The organism is Sphingomonas silueang (genome assembly GCF_040049155.1).
Classification (GTDB): domain Bacteria; phylum Pseudomonadota; class Alphaproteobacteria; order Sphingomonadales; family Sphingomonadaceae; genus Sphingomonas; species Sphingomonas silueang.
This window is the reverse complement of the sequence record NZ_JBDZDK010000002.1, coordinates 302026-325975: the sequence shown is the minus strand read 5'-3', so window position 1 is coordinate 325975 and position 23950 is coordinate 302026. Positions and strand designations below refer to the sequence as shown.

23 protein-coding genes are annotated in these 23950 nt (G+C 71.0%); 9 read left to right on the top strand and 14 right to left on the bottom strand.

What is annotated here, in order from left to right:
* Positions 1-173: 173 nt before the first annotated feature.
* From mtgA to ABLE43_RS03500, 3 genes are all read right to left on the bottom strand, one after another.
* A complete protein-coding gene (mtgA, locus tag ABLE43_RS03510; RefSeq protein ID WP_348977090.1) occupies positions 174-902 on the bottom strand; it encodes a monofunctional biosynthetic peptidoglycan transglycosylase in 729 nt (242 codons plus the stop codon).
* Between the two features lie 189 nt (positions 903-1091).
* The gene (gene rpoH, locus ABLE43_RS03505; protein ID WP_055759716.1) at positions 1092-1997 is read right to left on the bottom strand and encodes an RNA polymerase sigma factor RpoH; all 906 of its coding nucleotides are present in this window, start codon (positions 1995-1997) and stop codon (positions 1092-1094) included.
* A gap of 52 nt (positions 1998-2049) precedes the next feature.
* Entirely contained in the window at positions 2050-3003 is a 954-nt protein-coding gene (locus ABLE43_RS03500; protein ID WP_348977089.1) for an RluA family pseudouridine synthase, read from the bottom strand.
* 16 nt (positions 3004-3019) lie between these two features.
* On the opposite strand from ABLE43_RS03500, the gene ABLE43_RS03495 reads away from it, so the two are divergent.
* From ABLE43_RS03495 to ABLE43_RS03480, 4 genes are read left to right on the top strand one after another with little or no spacing between them, the layout of a single operon-like run.
* On the top strand, positions 3020-3517 hold the full coding sequence (locus tag ABLE43_RS03495; RefSeq protein ID WP_348977088.1) for a Mov34/MPN/PAD-1 family protein: 498 nt from the start codon (positions 3020-3022) through the stop codon (positions 3515-3517).
* On the top strand, positions 3514-4152 hold the full coding sequence (locus tag ABLE43_RS03490; protein WP_348977087.1) for a histidine phosphotransferase family protein: 639 nt from the start codon (positions 3514-3516) through the stop codon (positions 4150-4152). Before ABLE43_RS03495 ends, ABLE43_RS03490 begins: the two co-directional genes overlap by 4 nt.
* 40 nt (positions 4153-4192) lie before the next feature.
* Positions 4193-5392: an MBL fold metallo-hydrolase gene (locus ABLE43_RS03485; RefSeq protein ID WP_348977086.1), complete on the top strand. Its 1200-nt coding sequence runs from the start codon at positions 4193-4195 to the stop codon at positions 5390-5392.
* A 52-nt stretch (positions 5393-5444) separates the two neighbouring features.
* Entirely contained in the window at positions 5445-6191 is a 747-nt protein-coding gene (locus ABLE43_RS03480; protein WP_348977085.1) for a DUF3088 domain-containing protein, read from the top strand.
* Positions 6192-6310: 119 nt separating this feature from the next.
* Here ABLE43_RS03480 and ABLE43_RS03475 read toward each other — a convergent pair whose 3' ends face one another.
* The 7 genes from ABLE43_RS03475 to ABLE43_RS03445 all read right to left on the bottom strand — a co-directional run bounded on the left by ABLE43_RS03475 (position 6311) and on the right by ABLE43_RS03445 (position 12987).
* Positions 6311-6976 (bottom strand): hypothetical protein, encoded by a 666-nt coding sequence (locus ABLE43_RS03475; RefSeq protein ID WP_348977084.1) that lies wholly within the window; start codon positions 6974-6976, stop codon positions 6311-6313.
* 68 nt (positions 6977-7044) lie between these two features.
* Positions 7045-7908: an RDD family protein gene (locus tag ABLE43_RS03470; RefSeq protein ID WP_348977083.1), complete on the bottom strand. Its 864-nt coding sequence runs from the start codon at positions 7906-7908 to the stop codon at positions 7045-7047.
* A gap of 13 nt (positions 7909-7921) precedes the next feature.
* On the bottom strand, positions 7922-8914 hold the full coding sequence (locus ABLE43_RS03465) for a stage II sporulation protein M (RefSeq protein WP_348977082.1): 993 nt from the start codon (positions 8912-8914) through the stop codon (positions 7922-7924).
* A complete protein-coding gene (locus ABLE43_RS03460) occupies positions 8911-10137 on the bottom strand; it encodes a DUF58 domain-containing protein (protein WP_348977081.1) in 1227 nt (408 codons plus the stop codon). Before ABLE43_RS03460 ends, ABLE43_RS03465 begins: the two co-directional genes overlap by 4 nt.
* Positions 10134-11090, bottom strand: coding sequence for an AAA family ATPase (locus ABLE43_RS03455; protein ID WP_348977080.1), 957 nt, complete (start codon positions 11088-11090; stop codon positions 10134-10136). The genes ABLE43_RS03460 and ABLE43_RS03455 overlap by 4 nt, the downstream gene beginning before the upstream one ends.
* A complete protein-coding gene (locus tag ABLE43_RS03450; RefSeq protein WP_348977079.1) occupies positions 11087-12313 on the bottom strand; it encodes a hypothetical protein in 1227 nt (408 codons plus the stop codon). Before ABLE43_RS03450 ends, ABLE43_RS03455 begins: the two co-directional genes overlap by 4 nt.
* Positions 12310-12987 carry a hypothetical protein gene (locus ABLE43_RS03445; RefSeq protein ID WP_348977078.1) on the bottom strand — a complete coding sequence of 226 codons (678 nt, stop codon included), beginning with the start codon at positions 12985-12987 and terminating at the stop codon, positions 12310-12312. Before ABLE43_RS03445 ends, ABLE43_RS03450 begins: the two co-directional genes overlap by 4 nt.
* Positions 12988-13116: 129 nt before the next feature.
* Here ABLE43_RS03445 and ABLE43_RS03440 point away from each other — a divergent pair, with 129 nt between their 5' ends.
* The 4 genes from ABLE43_RS03440 to ABLE43_RS03425 all read left to right on the top strand — a co-directional run bounded on the left by ABLE43_RS03440 (position 13117) and on the right by ABLE43_RS03425 (position 17218).
* Entirely contained in the window at positions 13117-13956 is an 840-nt protein-coding gene (locus ABLE43_RS03440) for a hypothetical protein (protein WP_348977077.1), read from the top strand.
* 44 nt (positions 13957-14000) lie between these two features.
* The gene (locus ABLE43_RS03435; RefSeq protein WP_348977141.1) at positions 14001-15407 is read left to right on the top strand and encodes an amidohydrolase; all 1407 of its coding nucleotides are present in this window, start codon (positions 14001-14003) and stop codon (positions 15405-15407) included.
* Positions 15404-16705 (top strand): amidohydrolase family protein, encoded by a 1302-nt coding sequence (locus ABLE43_RS03430; RefSeq protein WP_348977076.1) that lies wholly within the window; start codon positions 15404-15406, stop codon positions 16703-16705. The genes ABLE43_RS03435 and ABLE43_RS03430 overlap by 4 nt, the downstream gene beginning before the upstream one ends.
* Positions 16706-16867: 162 nt before the next feature.
* Positions 16868-17218, top strand: coding sequence for a hypothetical protein (locus ABLE43_RS03425; protein WP_348977075.1), 351 nt, complete (start codon positions 16868-16870; stop codon positions 17216-17218).
* A 262-nt stretch (positions 17219-17480) separates the two neighbouring features.
* On the opposite strand, the gene ABLE43_RS03420 is transcribed toward ABLE43_RS03425, so the two are convergent.
* The gene (locus tag ABLE43_RS03420) at positions 17481-18410 is read right to left on the bottom strand and encodes a glutaminase (RefSeq protein WP_348977140.1); all 930 of its coding nucleotides are present in this window, start codon (positions 18408-18410) and stop codon (positions 17481-17483) included.
* Positions 18411-18565: 155 nt separating this feature from the next.
* Here ABLE43_RS03420 and ABLE43_RS03415 point away from each other — a divergent pair, with 155 nt between their 5' ends.
* Positions 18566-20248 (top strand): alpha-L-fucosidase, encoded by a 1683-nt coding sequence (locus ABLE43_RS03415; RefSeq protein ID WP_348977074.1) that lies wholly within the window; start codon positions 18566-18568, stop codon positions 20246-20248.
* A gap of 100 nt (positions 20249-20348) precedes the next feature.
* Here the strand turns inward: ABLE43_RS03415 and mutS are convergent, their stop codons facing one another.
* The 3 genes from mutS to ABLE43_RS03400 form a co-directional block, all read right to left on the bottom strand.
* Positions 20349-22919, bottom strand: a complete 2571-nt coding sequence (gene mutS, locus ABLE43_RS03410; protein ID WP_348977139.1) for a DNA mismatch repair protein MutS — start codon at positions 22917-22919, stop codon at positions 20349-20351.
* A 134-nt stretch (positions 22920-23053) separates the two neighbouring features.
* Positions 23054-23419 carry a hypothetical protein gene (locus ABLE43_RS03405; protein WP_348977073.1) on the bottom strand — a complete coding sequence of 122 codons (366 nt, stop codon included), beginning with the start codon at positions 23417-23419 and terminating at the stop codon, positions 23054-23056.
* A 14-nt stretch (positions 23420-23433) separates the two neighbouring features.
* Entirely contained in the window at positions 23434-23904 is a 471-nt protein-coding gene (locus tag ABLE43_RS03400) for an Lrp/AsnC family transcriptional regulator (protein ID WP_348977072.1), read from the bottom strand.
* Between the last annotated feature and the right edge of the window lie 46 nt (positions 23905-23950).

Here is a 23950-nt window from a genome sequence, read left to right as displayed (position 1 = left end):
GCCGGGGTGACGGAATGCCGCGATAAGCAGCAGATCCGCCATCCAACCCGTTCGTCCCGAGCGTAGTCGAGGGACGTGCCCCAAGCGTCGCGCGCGGTGTCTCGACTACGCTCGACACGAACGGGCGGGATTGGCGGCCTGACTGGTGGGAGCCGGGCTGGTCGCGGACGACCCTACCGCAAACACCCGTCCAGCCCGTCGCGCCTAACCACGCCGATCCGCGCCTCGATCGTGCGGGCATAGCGGCGGGTGAAGCCGGTCGGCGCGATCCCGGCGCGCTTCTTGGGCAGCGGCAGGACGGCGGCGATCTGCGCCGCCTCGCGCGGGGACAGGCGGCCCGCGCCATGCTTGAAGTAGCGCTGCGCCCCGGCCTCCACGCCGTAGGTGCCGATGCCGGTTTCCGCGACGTTCAGATAGACTTCCATGATCCGGCGCTTGCCCCACAGCGCCTCGATCAGCATCGTGAACCATGCCTCCAGCCCTTTGCGGAAGTATCCGCCGTTCTGCCACAGGAACACGTTCTTCGCGGTCTGCTGGCTGATGGTCGATCCGCCGCGGATGCGACCGCCCGACAGGTTGCGGCGCGCGGCATTGACGATCGCGGCATAGTCGAAGCCGTTGTGCGCGCAGAACCGGCTGTCCTCGCCCGCGATCACCGCGCGGGGCATGTCGGGATCGATCGCCGACAGCGGGCGCCACGACTTGGTGACCCCGTGCCCGGTCGGCACGTCGCCCAGCATGGTGATGGTAATCGGCGGCGGGACGAAGCGCAGGATCGCCACCCACAGCACCGACAGCAGCACGAAACCGAGGACGAGCCGGATCGCCCAGACGAGGATGCGGCGAAGCCAGCCGCGCTGGGGTGCGGCGGTGCGGGAGCGGGAGGCGGTGCGGGCGGCCATGCCCGTTGGCTACCCGCTGCGGGCGGGGGAGGGCAAGGCTCGGGTTGATGTTCGGGAAGCGTGGCCCTTCGCTTCTCCCCTCCGTGACAAGGGAGGGGTAGGGGTGGGTTGGTCTGAGGCGCGCGACACGTTCCCTCGCGGGCCGACCGACCCCCGGCCCCTCCCTTATCCAGGGAGGGGAGACCGTCGTCACACCGCCGCCAGCATCCGGCGATCGCCCGCCAGCCGCATCATCGCCTTTTGCAGCTTCTCGAACGCGCGTACCTCGATCTGGCGGACGCGCTCGCGGCTGACGCCATAGACCTGGCTCAGCTCCTCCAGCGTCTTGGGATCGTCGGTCAGGCGGCGTTCGGTCAGGATGTGCTTCTCGCGGTCGTTCAGGTCGTCCATCGCCTCGACCAGCATGCCGTGGCGCACGTCGGCCTCCTGCGCCTCGGCCACCACCGAATCCTGCAACGGGCTGTCGTCGGCCAGCCAGTCCTGCCACTGGCTCTCGCCGTCCTCGCGCATCGGCACGTTGAGCGACGTGTCGCCACCCATCGCCATGCGCCGGTTCATCGAGGTCACTTCCTCCTCGGTGACGCCGAGGTCGGTCGCGATCTTGTGAAGATGTTCGGGGGAAAGGTCGCCGTCCTCGAACGCATCGAGCTTCGACTTCATCCGGCGCAGGTTGAAGAACAGCTTCTTCTGCGCGGCGGTGGTGCCCATCTTCACGAGGCTCCAAGACCGCAGGATGAATTCCTGGATCGAGGCGCGGATCCACCACATCGCATAGGTGGCGAGGCGGAAGCCCCGATCCGGCTCGAACTTCTTCACGCCCTGCATCAGGCCGATGTTGCCCTCGGAGATCAGCTCGCTGACCGGCAGGCCGTAGCCGCGATAGCCCATTGCGATCTTCGCCACGAGTCGCAGGTGCGACGTGACCAGCTGCGCCGCCGCCTCCGGATCGCCATGTTCCTGGAACCGCTTGGCGAGCATATATTCCTGCTCGGGCGCCAGGATCGGAAACTTGCGGATTTCCGACAGATAGCGGTTGAGGCTCGCCTCGCCGCCGAGCGCCGGGATCGTCGCCGGGACGTTGCTGCCGGTTGCCATCGTCTCAAACTCCCTCTTCATGTGCACGCCGCATCGCAGCGATGCCGTACCTTTATACGTGAAGCTGCCCCAACAGTTCCTGCATGTCTGCCGGAAGGTCGCTATCGAACGCCAAAGCGTTTTTTGTCACCGGATGGATGAACCCCAGATGTGCGGCATGCAACGCCTGTCGCCGGAAACCCAGGGTTTCGAGCAGCGGCTTGAGCGCCGGACGCCGCCCGGCATAGACCGGATCGCCGAGCAGCGGATGGCCGAGCGAGGCCATGTGCACCCGCACCTGATGCGTCCGCCCCGTCTCCAGCCGGCATTCGATCAGCGTCGCGTCGCCAAGTTGGCGAAGCCTGCGCCAATGCGTCACCGCATGCTTGGCGGCAGGGCTGCGGACGATCGCCATCTTCTTGCGATCGTTGGGCGACCGGGCGAGCGGCGCGTCGACCGTACCCGCCGGGGCCGACACCCGCCCGGCGACGATCGCGAGATAGCGCCGGTCGATGCTGTGGTCCTTGAACTGCGCGGCCAGCCCCTCGTGCGCCACGTCGTTCTTGGCGACGACCAGCAGCCCCGAGGTATCCTTGTCGATGCGGTGGACGATGCCGGGCCGCGCGACGCCGCCGATCCCCGACAGCTTGCCCGCGCAGTGGTGGAGCAGCGCGTTGACCAGCGTCCCGTCGAGGTTCCCGGCGGCGGGATGCACGACCAGCCCGGCGGGCTTGTCGACGACGATCAGATGTTCGTCCTCGTACGCGACCGCCAGCGGGATATCCTGTGCGACGTTGTCGAGCGGGACCGCCTTGGGCACGGCGATGGTGAAGGTCTGCCCCGCCGCCACCTTGCGCGCGCCGTCGCCGACCGGACCGTCGCTGCCGCGGACATGGCCCGCCGCCATCAGCGCCTTGATCCGTTCGCGCGAGAGGTCGGCGACGACATCGGCCAGCGCCTTGTCGATCCGTTGCCCGTGCAGCCCTTCGGGGATGCGTGCGGTAATCGTGGAAACCCCCCGGTCCATCCGTTACGAGATGGGAATGACGCCGCTGTTTTCAAGCGACCTGCTGCTGGCGCTGCTGCGCGCCGCCGCCGACAGCCGCATCGAACTGTGCGGGCTGTTGCGCGGGGAGGGGCGGCGGATCGTCGCGGCCGACCCCGCCGCCAATGTCGCCGCCGATCCGGCGCGGACCTTCGAGATCGATCCCGCCGCGCTGTTCGCCGCGCACCGCGACGCCCGGCGCCCAGGCGGGGCGGCGGTCGTCGGCTGCTATCATTCGCACCCGTCCGGCGATCCGATGCCGTCCGCGACCGATGCGGCACAGGCCGCGCCCGACGGCATGTTGTGGCTGATCCTCGGCCATGCCCAGGCGCGGTTGTGGCGCGCGGTGGCGGCGGGTGCGGTGCACGGACGCTTCGATCCGGTGCGCTTCGGGATCGCGGACGTCGGAAACGTTGAAAAAAAATGGCTCACGGTGCACATGGACGTGGCCGGGCAAAAGTTGCTGTCCGCGCCAGAACGGGAACCGCCGCGTTGAGCCTCAGTCCAGCCGATTTCGCCAGCCTGCTGTGTTCGCGGCTGTGCCACGACTTGCTCAGCCCGGTCGGCGCGCTCAACAACGGGCTGGAACTGCTCGCCGACGAGCATGACCCCGACATGCGCGCCCGCTGCCTCGAACTGCTGGCCGACAGTGCGCGGGCATCGGCCAACAAGCTCAAATTCTTCCGCCTGGCGTTCGGCGCGGCGGGCGGGTTCGGCGATTCGATCGACACGCGCGAGGCGAAGGCGGCGATCGAGGGGCTGTTCGGCGACAACCACCGGGTGAAGCTCGGCTGGATGGTCGATGCCCCGTCGCTGCCCAAGCCTGCGGTCAAGGTGCTGCTCAACCTCGCGCTGATCGCGGGCGACGCGCTGGTGCGCGGCGGGCAGCTCGACGTCGGCGCGGAGGCGACCGCGACGGGCATCGAGATCGTGGTGCGCGCCGATGGCGAGCGGATCGTGCTCGACCCCGAGCTGCGCGGCGCACTGCTGGGCGATGCGGCGATGATGACCCCGCGCGCCGCCGCCGCCTGCCTCGCGCGCGAACTGGTGGAGCAGGGTGACGGCGACCTTCAGGTATCGCCGACCGATTCGCCGGTGCTGCTGTTCGGCGCGTCGTTTCCGGGGCGGTAGTTTCCGTGCATCCCTCGCCCCGACGGCGCGTTGGGGCGGGATGAAGGGGATCGCGCGCGGCATCGCTTGGGGGCTGGTCTGGCTGGTGGCGATCGCCGCCCTTGCCGCCGTGATCGCGCCGCGCTTCCTCGACCGCATCTATTATCGCGGCGTCGCGACCGATCATTTCGACGGCGCGCGCTTCTTCAACCCCGACGGCGAGGATACCGCCGGCCCGCCGGGGCGGGGCGGGCGCGCCGGGTTCCTGTGGCGGCAGGCGACCGGCGGCGACGGGCGACCGGCCTGGCCCGAAACGGTGGCGGTGCGGCCCGCCCGACCGGCGGAACTGCCGGGCACGACCACGCTCCCTGCGCGCGATCCGGCGGCGACCCCGATGCGGGTGACGTGGATCGGCCATGCCAGCGTGCTGGTGCAGGTGCCCGGCCTCAACATCCTGACCGATCCCGTCTGGAGCGACCGCGCCGGGCCGTTCGGCTTCGGCCCCCGCCGGGTGGCGGCACCCGGCATCGCGCTGGCCGACCTGCCGAAGATCGACCTGATCCTCATCAGCCACAATCACTACGACCATCTCGACCTCGCGACGCTCAGGGCGATCTGGGCGCGGGACCGCCCGGCGATCGTGACGAGCCTCGGCAACGACGCGATCCTGCGCGGCGCGGGGATGGATGCCACCGCGCTCGACTGGCGACAGGCGGCGCGGGTCGGCGGGGCGACCGTGCATGTCGTGCGCAACCATCACTGGGGCAGCCGCTGGTTCGCCGATCGCAACCGTGCGCTATGGTCGGCGTTCGCGGTCGACCTGCCCGGCGGCAACCTGTTCTTCGCGGGCGACACCGGGCTTGGCGACGGCGGCTGGGTGCGCGAGGCGGCGGCGCTCGGCCCCTATCGCCTCGCGCTGCTGCCGATCGGCGCGTTCCGCTTCCAGCCCGGACAGATGGCGAGCGGCGCGCATATCGGCCCGGTCGATGCGCTGGGCGTCTTCCACGGCCTCGGCGCGGCGCGGGGCATGGCGATCCACTGGGGCACGTTCCGCCTGTCGTACGAGGGGTGGGATACGCCGCCCCGCCTGCTGCGCGCGGCACGCGCCTGTGCGCCGGAGGCGGCGGGCAGCCGGTTCGGGACGGCGGCAATCGGGCGGCCCGTGGATATCCCGCCGATGCGCGCGGTCGCGCCCACGGGGTTCGACCGGGCGGCGGTGCTCGCCTGTCTCGACACGCCGCAGGTGCGGGCGTTGCGATAGCCGGGGCAGGCGCGCTAGGCTGGCGCGGCATGAGCCAGCCGACGCCCGCCGCATGAGCGACCTGCCGATCCGCGGGACCGGGGCGATCGGCGCGGTCGACCTGCGCCTGCCGACGCTGCCGCCGAAGCCCGCCGTGCCGACCGCAGCGCCCGCGCCCGCCCCCGCGCCGACGATGCTGGCGACGGTCACGCAGGCGGTGGCGGCGCTGCCCCCCGGAACGGCGATGGCGGTGTTCCTCGCCGCGGTCGAGCGGGTGACGGCGGAGGTCGAGGCGCGGGGCGCCGCCGCCGACATGCAGCCACTGCCCAATGGCTCCCCGCCGCCCTCGGGCGAGGTCAGCACGCGCGACCTTGCGCTGGCCGCCGCGCTGATCGCCGGGCGGCTGGTGCCCGATCCCCATGACCCGCTCGCCCCCGTCGCCGCCGACGGGGACGCCGTGCTACCGGAGCCGATGATGCGCGACCGCCTGTACCTGCTCGACCCCGTGTTCGCCGATCCCGCGCTGCCGGGGCGGCGCTTCTATTGCCGCGACTGCGTGACGGTCGACGGGCTGCTCGCGCTGTTTCCCGAATGCGCGGCGGGGCTGGAGGTGATCCGCATCCCCTATCCCCGGCCCCGCGCCGAGGTGGTGGCGATCCTCGGCGAGGCGCAGCAGAATCTGCCGGTGCTGGTGCTGGGCAGCGATCCCGCGCCGGGGCTGGCCGACGGGCGGCGGGGCGAGACGTTCTTCGTCGGCGATTTCCGGCGGCTGCTCCACGCACTGCACGTCCGCCACGGCTTTCCGGAGGCGCATCCGTAGCGGGCATTCCATGCGCTAACCCCCGTTCGTCCCGAGCGAAGTCGAGGGACGTGCGCTACCTATGGCGTCGTGACTTTTCCCCTCCCTTCCAGGGAGGGGAGCAGTTTCGCCGGTCGGTATCAAGCAGGCACCGAGGGCGGCGGCGCGGTGAGCTTGCGCAGCGCGGCGGCGCGCTCGCGCTCGATGGTGGCGCGGTCCGCCATCAGCCGCTTGCGCACCGCGAGGTAATGGAGCGCCGCCCGCCGGTCCTCCTCGCGCCAGTCGCGCGGGGGCAGGTGCGTCGCGGCTTCCTCCAGCGCGGCGGGCGTGGGGACCGGGGTGGCGCCCGGCAGGCCCGCATGCCCCTGCGACGCGATGTCGTACCAGTGCGCCGCCGCCTGCGAGAAGCCGGGCAGCGCCTGCGCCACCGCGTCGAACTTCTCGACCTCGGCGGCGTGGCGGACCAGTTCGGCCTCGATCGGGGTCAGCGCGCGTTCGGCCATCACCATCCGCAGCATCGCCGCGTCCCGATCGAACCGCGTCCATGCCGCCTGGTTGAAGCCGTGCTGGCTGCGTTGCAGCGACAGCGCGCGCAGCACCTCGCGCCGGTCGGGGCGCTGCCACAGCCAGCCCAGCCCCTGGATCGCGAACCAGCCCCACGCCACCAGCGCGAACGCCGCCGCCGCCAGCAGCAGCACCCGCCACACCGGCTCGCCCGCCGCCGCGACCGCCACCGCCTCCGCCAGCGCGGTGAGCGTCGCGGGGATCAGCGCGATCCGCGGGTCCCGATACCATCCGTCGCGCATGCGGGCGTTCCCCCTGGTCCAAAGCCGGTCATGCTATCCTGCCCGCGCACCGGGCGAAAGGCGCGACGTCAGCCGTTCTCCGCATCGAACTTGTCGCGTTTGCGCTTGCCGAACAACAGCTTGCGTTCGAGATGGCCGCGCAGCGCGGCATAATAGGCTTCGAGAAAGGCAAGGTCGGCCCGGTCGTCGGCGCGGCCGATCTTGCGGCGGATCGCGCTCGCCACCTCGTACAGGTCGGCGCGGTCGTTGCGGCGGAGCACCTCCTCCAGCCGTTGCAGCTCGAACGTGCCGTACGCATCCAACTCGGCGGTGGTGAACGGCGCGATGCGCGCACGTTCGCTGGCATGGGCGGTTTCGACCAGCAGGTCCTCGCCCAGCTTCGCCACATCGCGCTCGACGACGCAGGTGCCCGCGATCAGGTCGCCCGCGCGCACCCGTTCGCGGTTGAACAGCGGAAAGAACAGGAACAGCAGCGTCCAGCACAGCCCGAGGATCGCGGTCCATTTGTCCGCCATCCCCTCCGCAAAGGCGAAGCCGAGGAACAGCAGCGGCAGGAACACCTCGACCTCGCGCATCAGGTTGCGCGCCAGCACCGCCGATCCGGTCAGCCGCGCCCCGTCGCGCGACACGACGCGCAGCTTCATCAGCCGCTTGCCCGGCGTCGCCGCGCGCCGCCCCGATTCGTGCAGCACGAAATAGAAGTTGCGCAGGGTGAAGAAGCCGAGCAGCCAGACGATCTGATACAGCGATTTCGCCGCCGCGCCGCCGTACGGCACCGCCGCGAGGATCAGCAACGTCGCCCCGATCAGCACGCCGAGCATGATGAGCGCGTCGATCACGAACGCGCCCGCCCGCGCGCCCGCCGATCCCAGCCGCACCTTCAGCGGCACCCCCTCGGGCGTCAGCAACTGCCGGACGAGGGTGCGCGGCATGCGGGGCCGCCGCTCACGCCGCGCCACGACGACCGCCCAGCGTGAAGTACAGCGTCCACAGCAGCAACATCCCCGCCCCGATCGCGAGGCGGGCGCCGTCGTCGCGCACCAGCTGCCGCCCGAACCCCTCCAGCAGCCCGGCGAACAGCAGCATCACGACCACCCCGATCATCACCAGCGCGCCGCGCCGCCCCGCCGCCGCCGCCGCGGCCATGCGGGTGCGCTCGCCCGGGAAGGCGACGGCGCGGCCGATATGGATGCCCGCCGCACTCGCCAGCGCGATCGCGAGGATTTCGGTCGTGCCGTGGATCATCAGCCAGCAGAACAGCCCCCAGCCAAGGCCATGCGGCACGAAGGCGGCGAACAGCGCGCCCGCCGACGCGCCGTTCTGCACCGCGAGGATCATCGTCGGTATGCCGAACGCGAACCCCAGCGCGAAGGCGAGGATCGACACCTGCGAATTATGGGTGAACAGCGCGGTCGCGAACACCTCCAGCCCGCCGCTCTCGGGCGGGTCGTAGAGCGAGGCGCGCAGCGTCGCCGCGCTGGCGGCCATGTCGCGGCCCTGCGCCATCTCGGGCGGGATCATCGCCGCGAACCATGCGGGCTCGCTGCGCACCAGATGATAGCCCGCGAATGCGCTGAGCAGCAGCAGCGCGAGGGCGAGGAACAGTTCGGGCGCGACGGCGCGCACCGCGCGCGGCCAGTGGTGGGTGAAGAAGGCGATCACCTGCCGCCCCCATGGCTCGCGACAGCCGTAGAGGACGAAATAGGCCCGCGTCGACAGCGCCTCCAGATACGCGACCAGCCCCGCGTCGAGCGAGGTCGCCCGCGCGACCGACAGCGCCGAGAGCGTCGCGCGGTACAGGCGCGGCAGGTCGGTCAGGTCCGCGTCGGTCAGCGTGCGCGGCGATGCCTTTTCCACCCGGTCGAGCAGTTCCTCCAGCCGCGCCCAGTCGCCCTCGCGCTCGGCACGGAAATGGCGGGCGGCGAAGAACACGCTCATCGCCCGCGCTCCCGGTGCGCGACATAGCGCTCGACCAGCGCCAGCGGCATTGCTTCGGCGGCGCTCTCGATCACTTCCGCGCCCATGCGGCGCAGGCGTTCGACCACGATCGCCCGGTCGCGCAGCAGCATGTGCGCGACGTTGGCGCGGACGAGGTCGTCGGCATGGGTGGGCACGGCGTCGCGCATCGCTTCCAGTTCGGTATCGCGGAACAGCACGAACAGCAGCCGGTGGCGCTTCAGCATCCGCTGCGCCGCCGCCAGCATCAGCTCGGCGCTGGTGGGATCGGTGAATTCGGTGAACAGCACGATCAGCGCGCGCCGGTCGAGCCGTGTGTCGAGCGTGACGAGGCCGAGCGTATAGTTGCTCTCGTCGGTGCCATAGTCGATGTCGGCGGCGGCATGGTGCAGCCGGGCGAAGCCGCGCGTGCCGGTGATGCTGCCGCTGTCCACCTGCGGGCGCGCGCCGAACGAGAACAGCCGCACCCGGTCGCCCGATTTCAGCGCGACGAACGCGGCGAGCAGCGCCGCCGATACCGCCTTGTCGATGCGGGGCATGTCGCCGACCGGATCGGTCATCGCGCGTCCCGCATCGACCGCGAACACGATCATGTTGTCGCGTTCGCTATGGAATTCGCGCGCCAGCAGCGCGGCGTGGCGGGCGGATGCCTTCCAGTCGATCGCGCGGCGCTCCATCCCCGGCTGGAACTCGGTCAGCACCTGGAAATCCTGCCCGTCGCCATGGTCGCGGCGCAGGCGCTGCCCGGCGCTCTGGCTGTTGAGGAACTGGCGCATCCCCTGATCGCGCACCGGGCGGATGTCGGGCAGGATCGCGATGCTGTCCGTCGTCCTCGCGCTGCGTTGCCGCCATGCGAGGCCGAGCGGACCGCTGGCGCGTGCCCAGATGCGCCGCAGATGCGCGCGCCCGCGCCGTACCGCGCGGTAGCGGCCCGGCGCGACGCGCTCGAGCGGACCGTCGATCGCGACCGCCCGATCGGCACCGTGCAGCGTCACCGCCTCGCCCACGTTCAGCGTCGCGGGCAGGGGGAGGGCGGCATCGGCGGGCGCCCGCGCCAGCAGCGCATCGGCGAGGATCAGCAGCAGCATCGCGCCGATCCACAGCGGCGCCACCACCCATGCGGCGGGCCGGAGCACGCCCAGCGCCAGCGCGACCGGCGCGGCGAGCGCGGTCAGCTGGATCGCGCGGGGCGTGGGATAGATCACCGCGGCGCGTCCACCGACGCGATCAGCGCCGCCACCACATCATCGACGCGCCGTCCGTCGATCTCGGCGGCGGGCGACAGGATCAGCCGGTGGCGCAGCAAGTGGGGGCTGAGCGCCTTCACATCGTCGGGCAGCACATAGTCGCGCCCGTCGAGCGCCGCCGCCGCCCGCGCCGCCGCCGCCAGCGCCGATGCCGCGCGCGGGGAGGCGCCCGACGACAGGTCGCCATGCTCGCGGGTCGCGCGCACCAGCCGCACGATATAGTCGATCACCTCGTCCACCAGCCGCACGCCCGCGACAGCATCGATCGCCCCGGCGATGGCGGCGGCGTCGGCCACTTGTGCCACGCCCGAATCCTGCGGCGCGGGGGTGCCGGTGCGCGTGCCATATTGCGCGACGATCGCGCGTTCGGCCTCGGCGGTGGGCCAGCCGATGGCGATCTTGAACAGGAACCGGTCGAGCTGCGCCTCGGGCAGCGGGTAGACGCCCTGCTGTTCGATCGGGTTCTGCGTCGCGACCACGGTGAAGCGGTCGGAGAGATGCTCGGTCCGCCCGTCGATGGTGATGCGCCGTTCCTGCATGGCTTCCAGCAGCGCGGCCTGCGTCTTGGGCGGCGTGCGGTTGATCTCGTCGGCCAGCAGGAGTTCGCAGAACACCGGCCCCCGCGTCAGCGCGAACTGCGAGGTCTGGAAGTTGAACAGGTTGGAGCCGATGATGTCGCCGGGCATCAGGTCCGGCGTGAACTGGATGCGCCCGAAGTCGAGGCCCAGCGTGCGCGCGAAGCTCTGCGCCAGCAGCGTCTTGGCGGTGCCCGGCGGCCCCTCCAATAACACATGGCCGCTCGAGAACAGCGCGATGGTGAGCAGCCGCACCGCCGCGCCCTGTCCCACCACCGCCCTGGCGATCTCGGCCTCGATCGCCGATCCCAGCGCGCGTACGTCGTCCAGCGTCATGCGCCCGTTTCCTTCTTCCATGCGTGCAGTGCCTGTGCCGCCGCCAGCGCCTCGCCCTCGGTCGTGGCGGTGCGCAGGCGGCGGTCGATGTCGCTGTAGCCGGGGTGCACCCGGTCGAGCCGCTCGGGCCCGGCCTTGCCGATGCTGAGCGACCGGCCGATCGCTTCCAGCATCGTGTCGGCATAGGCGGGTCCGGCGCGGCGGGTGCGGCCCGCCAGCCTTGTGAGCGCGACGATATTGTCGATCAGCGCGCGCTTGCCCGGCGGCAGCACCGCCGCCTCGCGCCGTGGCGGGCCGAAGCGGCAGGCGGCGGCGATCCCGGCCAGCACCGCGGCGGCGATCAGCGCCAGCGTGACGCCCAGGAACGGCGGCAGGAACAGCAGCTTCACCAGATTGCGGTCGCCCGCCGTGTAATGCAGCGTCCGGTCGAACACCGCGCGCCCGTCATGTTCGGGATCGATCGCGCGCAGCATCGCCAGCCCGGCGCGGGCGTTGCGGATGTCGGCCATCGCCCGGTTGTTCACCGTATCGGGATCGGCGAGCACGAAGGTGTCGCCCGTCCCGATCCGGCCCAGCACCGCCGCCCCGTCGCGCGCGCCGATCAGCGGGAACACGCCGTCGCCCTTGATCGCATTGACCCCGCGGTCGGGCATCGCGAAGGGTCGCAGCGGCGGATAGGCCGCGCCGCGCACCGGGCCGGTATCGCCGATCTGCTCGCCGTGCCACGCGACGCTGGCCGGGACCAGCGGCAGGATGCGGAGCACATTGGCTACCCCAGTGCGCCGCACCCGCCCGCCGCCCAGCGGGATCGGCTCCACCTGCCATTTGGGCAGGATGATGAGCGTCGGGTAGCGCAGCGGCGTGCCGTCCGCCGCCTCCCATTCGTCGTCGTCGCCCCCCGCCATCGATTCCGCCAGCGCGACGCGCCGGTCGACGATCGCCTTGACCGCTTCGGGCCGGGTCGTCTCGGTCGGGGTCAGGATCAGGATGGCGGGGGTGTCGATCGCGTTCGCCTCGGCGGTGTCGCCCTGCACCGCCGCGACCAGCCGCTGGAAGGCGTGGAAGCCCGCGCCGTCCCTGCGATCGGCGGCAGGCGCATCGCCGACCGCGCGCGCCATGTCGTCGCCGAACCCCGACATCAGGATCGCACCGAGCAGCAGCAGCGCACCGCCGACCACCAGCACCAGCACCGCGCGGACGGAAAAGGGCGAGGCGTCGTTCACCGCGCGGCCCGCCCCAGCGCGAAACCGGCATAGTCGGCGCGGGCGCGGGTCCAGTCCGCCTCGCCCAGCGCCGCCCCGCCGAACAGGCTGCGCTCGACCGCCGCGACGATTCCTGTGAACACGGTGCGCGCGTGCGGCGGCAGCGCCTCGGCACGGGCGATGTCGCGGCTGGTGTCGGACACCTGCACCACGTCGCCGCGCCACGCGACGATATCGTCGATGCTGCGGAACAGCAGCAGGTGCACCGCCTCGCCATAGCGGCCCGCCGCCGCCAGCGCATCGGCATCCTCCAGCAGCGCACGCGCCGCCGTCTCGGTCGGCACCCAGCCGGTCTCCTCGGCGGGTTGCTTGCGGAAGCGCTCGGTCAGCCATTCGCGCAGGCCCGGCACCAGCGCGAACAGCAGCACGACGACGACCAGCGCGACCAGCACCCACAGCAGCACGTTCCAGCCGCCGCCGACCCAGGCGACGAACCGCCCGATGCCGCGCAGCAGCGCCTCGAGCCATGCGGGCGGCGGATCGGGCGGCGGCACGGTCTTTTCGGGCAGGTCGAACTGGATCGCAGGATCGGCGCGGATGCGGCTCCACGCTTCGGCGACGCGCGGGGAATCGACCGGCGGCGGCGGGGCCGCTGCGGCTTCGGCCGTGCGTTCGACGATCGCTCCGCTGTTCAACCCATGCCCCCGCCGCGCCACCGGGCGGCGCGCAGGCCGTTGGAGCAAATCGGCGATTTACATGCAACGCTTTTCGCCCCTAGTTTCGCGCCCGACCGCACAGGGGGCTGGCGGGCAGGGGGAGCAGGCATGACCGGGGTGGTCGCGTTCGGGATCGTCATACTGCTGCTGCCGGTGCTCGTGGTGGCGGCGGTGCTGGCGGCGGCGTGGCGCGAGGGGCGGTCGTCGCCCTATGCCTTCAGCGTGGGGCGGGTGATCTCCAACAGCTTCGCCGCGATCGGCGGCGCGCCGCTGGTGTTCGTCGGCGTGGCGCTGCTGCTCAACGGCCTGCCCTCGCTGATGGTGGGCATGACCACCGCGCAGATCACGCGCAGCCCGGAACTGGTCGCGGCCAGCATGTCGCAGGTCGGCACGACCTATGGCGGGATATTCCTGCTGCGGCTGCTGGTGTGGCCGTTCACGCAAGGGTTGCTGATGCTGCTGGCGGTCGAGGCGCTGGCGGGTCGCGTGCCCGATCTGCGCCGCGCTGCGGGCACGGCGTTGCGGGTATGGATCTTCGCGATCGGCCTCACGCTGCTGAACTGGATCGGCATCACCATCGGCTTCTTCCTGTTCATCCTCCCCGGCCTCGTGCTGTTCCTCAACTGGTTCGTGGCGCTGCCGGTGCTGTTCGTCGAACGGCGCGGCGTGTTCGAGGCCTTCGGGCGCAGTACCGAACTGCTGCGCGGCATGCGCTGGCGCCTGCTGCTGCTGCTGGTGATCGCGCTGGTGCTGTGGTTCTTCGCGGCGATGGTCGGCGGCGTGTTGCAGGCGACGCTGCCCGACAGCTGGATGACGCATGCCGCCACGCTCGTCGGCGCGACCGTCGGCGGCATGCTGGTGCCCGCGGGCATCGCGGCGGTCTATCACGAGGCGGTCACCGCCAAGGAAGGCGCGGGCGGACGCGATCTGTCCGACGTCTTCGCATGACAACGACACGATACAAGGGGACTGGCGTGAAGCGGACATGGACGATGCTGGCACTGGCGGCGGGCCTTGCCGCCTGTGCCGATACCGGGGGCGGGCGCGCGCAGTCCGCCGGGGCCGATGCGCCGCGCCGCGGGCCGGGCGCGGGCAAGGGATACGATCATGACCCGTACCCCTCCACCTACCGCGCCTATCCGGGGCAGCCGACGCTGGTGACGAACGTCACCATCTATGACGGCGAGGGCGGGCGGATCGACCGCGGCTCGGTGCTGTTCCGCGACGGCAAGATCGTCGAGATCGGCCAGAGCATCGCCGCGCCCGCAGGCGTCACCGTGATCGACGGGCAGGGCAAGTGGGTCACGCCGGGCATCATCGACGTGCACAGCCATCTGGGCGACTATCCCAGCCCCGGCGTCGAGGCGCACAGCGACGGCAACGAGATGACCGGCCCGGTCACGGCGGAAGTCTGGGCCGAACACAGCGTCTGGCCGCAGGACCCCGGCTTCTCGCGCGCGCTGACCAACGGCGGCGTCACCACGCTCCAGATCCTGCCCGGATCGGCCAATCTGATGGGCGGGCGCTCGGTGACGCTCAAGAACGTCTATGCCCGCACGATGCAGGGGATGAAGTTCCCCGGCGCGCCCTATGGCCTGAAGATGGCGTGCGGCGAGAATCCGAAGCGCGTCTATGGGTCGAAGGGGCGGATGCCTTCCACCCGCATGGGCAACCTCGCCGTCGATCGCGCGACCTGGCTGCGCGCGCGCGACTACGACCGCAAATGGGACAGGTATGAAAAGGACGGCGGCGACGAACCGCCGACGCGCGACCTCGCGATGGACACGCTGCGCGGCGTGCTCGACGGCGAGATCCTCGTCCACAACCACTGCTACCGCGCCGACGAAATGGCCATCGTCATGGATATGGCGCAGGAGATGGGGTACAAGGTCACCGCCTTCCACCACGCGGTCGAAAGCTACAAGATCGCCGATCTGTTGAAGGCGCGCGGGGCGTGCTCGGCGGTATGGGCCGACTGGTACGGCTTCAAGATGGAAAGCTACGACGCGATCAGCGAGAATCTGGCGATCCTCGACAGGCAGGGCGCCTGCGCGATGATCCATTCCGACGACGCCAACGGCATCCAGCGGCTGAACCAGGAAGTGGCCAAGGTCATGGCCTCGGCACGGCGTGCGGGGATGCCGGTGACGCCCGAACATGCGTGGACATGGCTCGGCATCAATCCGGCCAGGGCGCTGGGCATCGATCAGGTCACGGGGTCGCTGAAGGCGGGCAAGATGGCCGATGTCGTGCTGTGGAACGGCGATCCGTTCAGCGTCTATACCCGGCCCGAAAAGGTCTGGGTCGACGGCGCGCTGCTGTATGACGCGACCAACCCCCGGCTGCGGCCGGTGTCCGATTTCGAGCTCGGCCAGCCCGGCGAAGGGGATGTGAAGTGAAGCGCCTGATGCTTGCCGCCGCGCTTGCGGCCGGGGTCGCCATGCCCGCCGCCGCGCAGGATGTCGTCGTCACCAATGCGAAGCTGGTGATCGGTGACGGTTCCGCCCCGATCGAGAACGGCACGGTGATCGTGCGCGGCGGGCGCGTCGTCGCCGCCGGGCGGCTGGTGCCCCCGGCCAGCATGCGCACGATCGATGCGGGCGGGCGCTTCGTTACCCCCGGCATCGTCGCGGGCTTCACGCGCCTCGGCATCGTCGAGGTGGACGGGGTGTCGGCGACCAACGATGCGGCGGCGCGCAGCACCCCGTTCAACGCCGCGCTCGACGTGACCGGTGGGCTCAACCCGCGCGCCACGCCGATCGCGATCAACCGCGCGGAGGGGATCACCCGCGCGATCGTCGCCCCCGACAATGCCGATTCGATCTTCGCGGGGCAGGGCGCGGTCATCGACCTCGGCACCGACATGGACGCGGTGACGCGCCCGCGCGCCTTCCAGTTCATGGAATGGGGCGAAAGCGGCGCGCGCGCGGCAGGGGGCAGCCGCCCCGCCGCACTCGCGATGTTCCGCAACGCGCTGTTCGAGGCGCAGGCCTATGCCCGCAACCCCGCCAGCTTCACCGATCGCGGCAAGGAAGCGCTGCTGACCCGCGCCGATGCGCAGGCGTTGCAGGGCGTGCTGTCGGGACAGGTGCCGCTGCTGATCCATGTCGAGCGTGCGTCGGACATCCTCGGCGTCCTGGCGCTGAAGCGCGAGTTCGCGTCGCTGCGCCCGGTGCTGGTCGGCGCGACCGAGGGCTGGACCGTGGCGCAGCAGATCGCGGCGGCGGGCGTGCCGGTGATCGCCAGCCCGCTGGCCGACCTGCCCGCCAGCTTCGAGCAGCTCGCAGCGACGCAATCGAACATCGGGCGGATGAAGGCGGCGGGCGTGACCGTCGCGATCGGCACGATCGGCGACGACGAGGCACGGCAAGCGCGGCTGGTGAAGCAATATGCGGGCAACCTCGTCGCGCTGTCGAAGATTCCGGGTGCCGCCGGGCTGGACTGGGGCGCGGCGTTCGCCACGATCAGCTCGCTGCCCGCACAGGCGATCGGCATGGGCGGCGAGATCGGCTCGCTGGCGGCGGGGCGGCGCGGCGACGTGGTGATCTGGGACGGCGATCCGCTGGAGATCGGATCGATGCCGACGCAGGTCTTCATCGACGGCGTCGAACAGTCGCTGGTCAACCGCCAGACCCGGCTGCGCGACCGCTATCTGGTGCCGACCGAACAGGGGCTGCCCAAGGCGTATCAGCGCTAGGGAAATCGCGACCGAACCGTTCGTGTCGAGCGCAGTCGAGACACCGTGCGAATCGCGCGCGGCACGTCCCTAAGGCGGCGCTCGGGACGAACGGAACGCGCGGCGGGGAACCCGGCGCCCGATCGGCGATTGTCCGGACGGTACCAGCAACGGGAGTTGGATATGCGTGGGTTGATGCTGACGATGTCGGGCGCGCTGCTGCTGTCGGCATGCGGGCCGAGCGCGCAGGAGCAGGCGGCGGCCAATGCACAGGCGGTCGCCAACCAGCAGGAGGCCTCCGAAGCGGCGAAGAAGGTCGAGGCACTGGCACCGGGCCAGCGCGACGGCGTGTTCATCCGCGCGATCCGCGACGCGGGGCTGCCGTGCCAGGGCGTGACCGCCTCCGAACGCGGCGAAACGCCCGGCAGCTGGATCGCGACCTGTCAGGAAGGATCGCGCCACATCATCACCTTCGGCGCGAACGGCATGGCCAATGTGACGAGCTTCACGCCGCAGCCCGCGCCGCAGCGCTGATCGGTTCGAGCGGGGTCGGATCGGTATCGCACGATCCGATCCGCTTCGCCCCTCCCTGTCAGGATTCCTCTGCGAAGGTCCTTTTCCGTACCCCCGCGCAGGCGGGGGGCCAGGAGCCACGGACGCAAGCCGTTGTTTTACTTGGCTCTGGACCCCCGCCTGCGCGGGGGTACGGCAGGATCAAGCGTTGGCCCTGGACTTTGGCAGAGGCTTCTCTGTCAGGAAGAGGCGCCGATCACCCCCCGCGGATCGTCGATCCACCCTATCGCGGCTCGAACACCGACCACCCCGTCCGCTGCACCAGCCGTTCGAGCGCCAGCGTGCCGAGCTGCGAATTGCCGCGCTCGTTCAGCCCCGGCGACCAGACCGCGATCGACGCGACGCCCGGCACGATCGCGAGGATGCCGCCGCCGACCCCGCTCTTGCCCGGCAGGCCCACGCGGAACGCGAACTCGCCCGATCCGTCGTAATGGCCGCAGGTCAGCATCAGCGCGTTGATCCGCCGCGCCCGCTGCGCCGATACGACATGCCGCCCGGTCGAGGGATTGACCCCGCCCGCCATCAGATAGCGCCCGGCCAGCGCCAGTTGCCGACAGCTCATCGCCAGCGCGCACTGGTGGAAATAGACGCCCAGCGTCACCTGCGGATCATGGTGCAGGTTGCCGAACGCGCGCATGTAGCTGGCGAGCGCCAAGTTGCGGAAGCCGCTGTCCTGCTCGGCCCGCGCCACCGCCTCGTCGATGAAGATGCCGTCCTCGCCCGTACACGCCCGCACGAAGCGCAGCAGCTCCCCCAGCGCCTCGCGCGGCTGGTGGCGGCCCAGCAGCACGTCGGCGACGACGATCGCGCCCGCGTTGATGAACGGGTTGCGCGGGATGCCGTGCTCGCTCTCCAGCTGCACGATCGAGTTGAACGCGCTGCCCGACGGTTCGCGCCCCACCCGCTGCCACAGCTGGTCGCCGACCGCGCCGAGCGCGAGGGTGAGCGCGAACACCTTTGACACCGACTGGATCGAAAACGCCTCCTCGGCATCGCCCGCCAGATGGCAGGCACCGTCCGCCGCGATCACCGCGATCCCGAACCGGCGCGGGTCCACGCGGGCAAGCGGCGGGATATAGTCGGCGGGCGTGCCGCGATCGGGCGCGTCGGCCATTTCGGCGGCGATATCGGCAACGATCGCGGAGAGGTCCATCGGCGGGGTGTAGCGCGGCGCTCCGGCACGGGCGAGGGGGAACGACCGTTGCCCCGGAGCACGCCGACCCCATGCCCGATTTTCACCGATGGCGGCGGCTTGCATCCATGTGGCATCCCGCTAGGCTCTTGTCCGAGAAAACATGGGAGCGGGCGATGCGGACGAACCGGCGCGAGGTGATCGGGGGCGGCATGGCGGCGGCGGCACTGGCCCCGGCGGCGGCAAGGGCGGTGGCGACGCTGCCGACCCCGAACGGGGCGGGCCGCGCGCTGAAGGTGCCGCCCCCGGCGCGCTTCACCCCCGACTGGGCGTCGCTCACCGCCGGGTACAGCGTGCCCGACTGGTTCCGCGACGCGAAGTTCGGCATGTGGGCGCACTGGACCGCGCAATGCGTGCCCGAGGCGGGCGACTGGTATGCGCGCGACATGTATCTGCCGGGCACCCGCGCCTATAAGCATCACCTCAAGACCTATGGCCATCCCGCCGATCGCGGCTTCATGGAAATCCAGAATCTGTGGACGGCGGATCGCTGGGATCCCGCGCGCCTGCTCGATCTCTACCAGAAAGCGGGCGCGCGCTATTTCATGGCGCTGGCCAACCATCACGACAATCTCGACACCTATGCATCGCGCCATCATCCCTGGAACACCACCCGCGTCGGCCCGCGCCGCGACATCGTCGGCACCTGGGCCAAACTGGCGCGCGAACGCGGGCTGCGCTTCGCCGTCTCCAACCATTCGGCGCATGCGTGGCACTGGAACCAGCCCGCCTATGGCTATGACCCGGGCGGGCCGCGGGCGGGCGAGCGCTACGACGCCTACACGCTGACCGCCGCGCAAGGGGCGGGCAAATGGTGGCAGGGGCTCGATCCGCAGCGGCTCTACACCGGGCGCCGCATGGCGCTGCCCGACGGCATCCGCACGGTCGAGGAAGCGAATGCGTGGCACGAGGCGACCGACCGGCTGTGGACCGAAGGCGTGCCCGAGGGCGATTTCGCCGCCAACTGGCTGGCGCGCTGCCGCGACCTGATCGAGCAGCACGACCCGGACATGATCTATTTCGACAATTTCGACCTGCCGCTCGAACAGCACGGGCTCGATTTCACCGCATGGTACTACAACCGCTCGATGCAGCGCAACGGCGGGCGGATCGAGGCGGTCGTCACCGCCAAGACGACCCCGCCGCAGCGGCGCATGGGGCTGGTCGACGATGTCGAGCGCGGCGGCAAACCCTATATCGAGCGCTTCCCGTGGCAGACCGACACCTGCCTCGGCAACTGGCATTACGACGCCGATCTGGCGGCGCGCGACGGGTACAAGTCGGCGGCGACCGTGCTGCATACGCTGTGCGACGTGGTGTCGAAGAACGGCAATCTGATGCTGTCGGTGCCGATGCGCGGCGACGGGACGATCGATGCGAAGGAGGAACGCATCCTCGGGGAGATCGCCGACTGGATGGGCCGCTTCGGCGCGGCGATCTATGCCACCCGCCCGTGGCGGCGCTTCGGCGAGGGGCCGACGCAGGGCAGGTCGGGGCTGTTCTCCGAAGGCGGTCCGGTCTCCCCCTATGGCGCGCGCGACGTGCGCTATGTGACGCGCGGCGACGATCTCCATGCGCTGCTGCTCGGCTGGCCCGACGATCATGTCGCGCGGCTGACGCTCTTGGGCCGCGACGATCCGACGCTGCCGGGCGAGGTGCGCCGGGTGACGCTGCCCGGCGACCCGACGCCGCTCCCGTTCCGCCGGACGGGGGCGGCGCTGGAAATCGACCTGCCGCCCGCCGCGCGCCACCCGATCGGCGTCGCGCTGATCCTGTCGGGCGAAGGGGTCGCGCGGTAGGGCGGACGGGATATTGCGTGACGGAGACGCTTCTCCCCTCCCTTCCAGGGAGGGGCGCAGTTGCGTTCGTGCTTCGACGGACGGGCTACACCCGCTCAGCTCACGCCAGCCCCTTCAACCGGTACAGCGCGTCCAGCGCCTCGCGCGGCGACAGCGCGTCCACGTCGATCGCCGACAGCGCCTCGCGCAAGCCATCGACCGGCGCCTCCTCCGCCTGCGCGACGGCGGCGAACAGCGGCAGGTCGTCCAGTCCCGCCGCGATGCCGCCGGTCTTCGCCTTGCCCGCCTCCAGCCTCGCCAGCACCGCCTTCGCACGCGCCAGCGTCGCCGGCGGCAGGCCCGCGAGGCGCGCCACCGCGATGCCGTAGCTGCGATCCGCCGGTCCCTCGGCCAGTTCGTGCAGCAGCACGAGGTCGCCCTTCCACTCGCGCGCGCGGACATGGTGCAGCGACAGCGCCCTGCACCGCTCGGCCAGCCGGGTGAGTTCGTGATAATGCGTCGCGAACAGGCAGCGGCAGCGATTGTCCTCATGGATCGCCTCCACCACCGCCCACGCGATGGCAAGCCCGTCATAGGTGCTGGTGCCGCGCCCCACCTCGTCGAGGATCACGAACGATCGTTCGGTCGCCTGCGCGAGGATCGCCGCCGTCTCGACCATCTCGACCATGAAGGTCGATCGCCCGCGCGCCAGATTGTCCGACGCGCCGACCCGGCTGAACAGCCGGTCGACCAGCCCCAGCGTCGCCGAGGTCGCGGGCACGAAGCTCCCCGCCTGCGCCAGCACCACGATCAGCGCGTTCTGCCGCAGGAAGGTGGACTTGCCGCCCATGTTCGGCCCCGTCACCAGCCACAGCCGCGAATCGGGCGACAGGCGGCAGTCGTTGGCGACGAACCGTCCGCCCGCCTTCGCAACCGCGCTCTCGACCACCGGATGCCGCCCGCCGGTGATTTCGAGGCAGGGGTGATCGACCAGCTGTGGCCGTGCCCAGCCGCCTTCGCCCGCACGTTCGGCCAGCGCCGTCGTCACGTCGATCCGGGCGAGCGCGTCGGCGGTCGCGGCGATCGCCTCCCGCGCGTCCAGCGCCGCCTCGGTGAACGCCTCCAGATGCGCGGCCTCCGCCGCCAGCGCGTGCGCCCCGGCCTGCGTCACCTTCAGCGCCGCTTCGTGCAGGTCGGGCGCGTTGAAGCGCACCACGCCCGCCAGCGTCTGGCGATGGGTGAAGCCGCTGTCCGCCGCCATCAGCCGGTCCGCCGCGCGCGCGGGCACCTCGACATGATAGCCGAGCACGCCGTTGTGGCGGATTTTCAGCGCGGCGATGCCGGTCGATGTGCGATATTGCGCCTCCAGCGCGGCGATCGCCCGTCTGCCGCCCGCACCAGCATCGCGCAGCGAATCGAGCGCGGGGTCATAGCCCTCCGCGATATAGCCGCCCGCCGCCGCATCGATCGGCGGCATCGGTACCAGCCCGCGCGTCAGCAGGTCGATCAGCGCGCCATGCCCGCGCAGCGACGGCGCGAGTCCGGCGATCAGCGGCGGCACCGCGTCGAGCCGCTCCAGCCGCTGCCCCAGCGTCCATGCCCCCGCCAGCCCGTCGCGCAACTGCCCCAGATCGCGCGGGGAACCACGCCCCGCCGCGATCCGCCCGAGCGCCCGGCCCACATCGGGCAGCGCGCGGAGCGTGGTGCGCAGTTCGTCGCGCAGGCCGGAATCGTCATGCGCCCAGGCGACTGCCGCCAGCCGCGCCTCGATCGCGCCGCGCTCCATCAGCGGCGCGGCGATATCGGCGGCGAGCAGCCGCGCGCCCGCGCCGGTGACGGTGCGATCCACCTCCGCCAGCAGGCTGCCCGCCCGTGCTCCGGCGGCGGTGCGGGTGAGTTCGAGGCTCTCGCGCGTCGCGGCGTCGATCGCCATGCACTGCGCGTCGCTGGCGCAGACCGGCGGGCGCAGGAACGGCAACTGCCCGCGCGCGGTATGGTCGAGGTACGCGATCAGCCCGCCCGCCGCCGCCAGCGCCGCGCGGCTGAACTGGCCGAAACCGTCGAGCGTCGCGACGCCGTGGAGTTGCCGCAGCCGCGCCTCGCCGCGCGCGCTGTCGAAATCGGCCTTGCCGCGCAGCACGGTCGCGACCTCGGCGAAGGCGGAGGTTTCGGCGGCGACCACCTCGACCGCCTGCAACCGGGCGAGCGCGGCAGTGAGGCCCGCGGCATCGGTCTCGATCACCTCGAACCGCCCGGTGGAGACGTCGGCGGCGGCGATCGCGACCCCGCCCGCCGCCTCGCCCACCGCGACGCACCAGTTGGCGGCGCGCGCATCGAGCAGCGCCTCCTCGGTCAGCGTGCCTGCGGTGACGACGCGCACGATCGCGCGGTTCACCAGCGCCTTCGACCCGCGCGCCTTGCGCGCCTCGTCGGGCGATTCGGTCTGTTCGGCGATGGCGACGCGATGCCCGGCCTTGATGAGCCGCGCCAGATAGCCCTCGGCACTGTGCACCGGCACGCCGCACATCGGGATCTTCTGCCCCTCATGCTCGCCGCGCGCGGTCAGCGCGATGTCGAGGCACGCGGCGGCGATCTTCGCATCGTCATGGAACAGCTCGAAGAAATCGCCCATGCGATAGAAGAGCAGGCAGTCGTCGGCCTCCGCCTTCAACGCCAGATACTGCGCCATCATCGGGGTCGGGGCGGGGGCATCGCCCGCGGTCTTGCTCGCCATGCGTCTGCCGATACCGGTGCCGGGGGCCGGGTGCAAATGGACGTGGAGAAGTGCGTGCCGAGGAACGGGAGCGCGACGCAACCCGTTAGCCGTCAACCCATGTTCGGCCCGCAGAAGCGCAAGGTCAGGCGTCCGTTGGCGACGTCAAAGCTGCCGGACGCGATCCAATAGTCCCGGTCGTCGACGTCGAACTCGCGCGTCGGCCGCGCGTCGAGCCGATGTCGTCCGTGCCCGAACTCGTCGAAGCCGGCCTGCCGAAGATCGATCGCGACGGTGTTGCGGTCGATCGATCCCGACCGATCACGCGCAAACCAGTAGCTGCGGTACCAGCGGTTCAGCGATCCCACGCATTCTGTCGCGACCAGCTTGTCCTCGATCCTGTCAACCAGTGCTTCGTCCGGCGTGTTCGCTGCCTTTTCGTGCGGCTCACATCCGGCGAGGCACGCGAGCAACAGCATTGCCGCCGGTTGCCTCATCCCTCGGGCGACACCGGAATCCCCGGCAGCGCCTTCGACGTGCGCACCGTCGGCGACGTCTTCACGCTCGCCACATTGGGCGCGGTGATGAGTTGCGTCGTCAGCATCGACTGGAAGCTTTCCAGATCGGCGGCGACGATCTTCAGGATGAAGTCGATCTCGCCGTTCAGCATATGGCATTCGCGGACCTCGGGAATGGTCGCGACATGCGCCTCGAACGCCGCAAGGTCGCTCCCCGCCTGGCTCTTCAGGCTGACCAGCGCGAATACGGTGATGGTGAAGCCCAGCAGCCGCGGGTCGAGCGTCGCGTGATAGCCGCGAATCGCCCCCGCCTCCTCCAGCGCGCGGACCCGGCGCAGGCAGGGCGGCGCGGTCAGCCCGACGCGCTCGGCCAGCTCCACGTTGGTCATCCGTCCGTCTTCCTGCAACAGCGCAAGAATCTGCCGGTCGATGCGGTCGAATGCCATGAGATGGGTTTCCGTGGGTGGGATCGAACAGAAACCCCTGCCTACC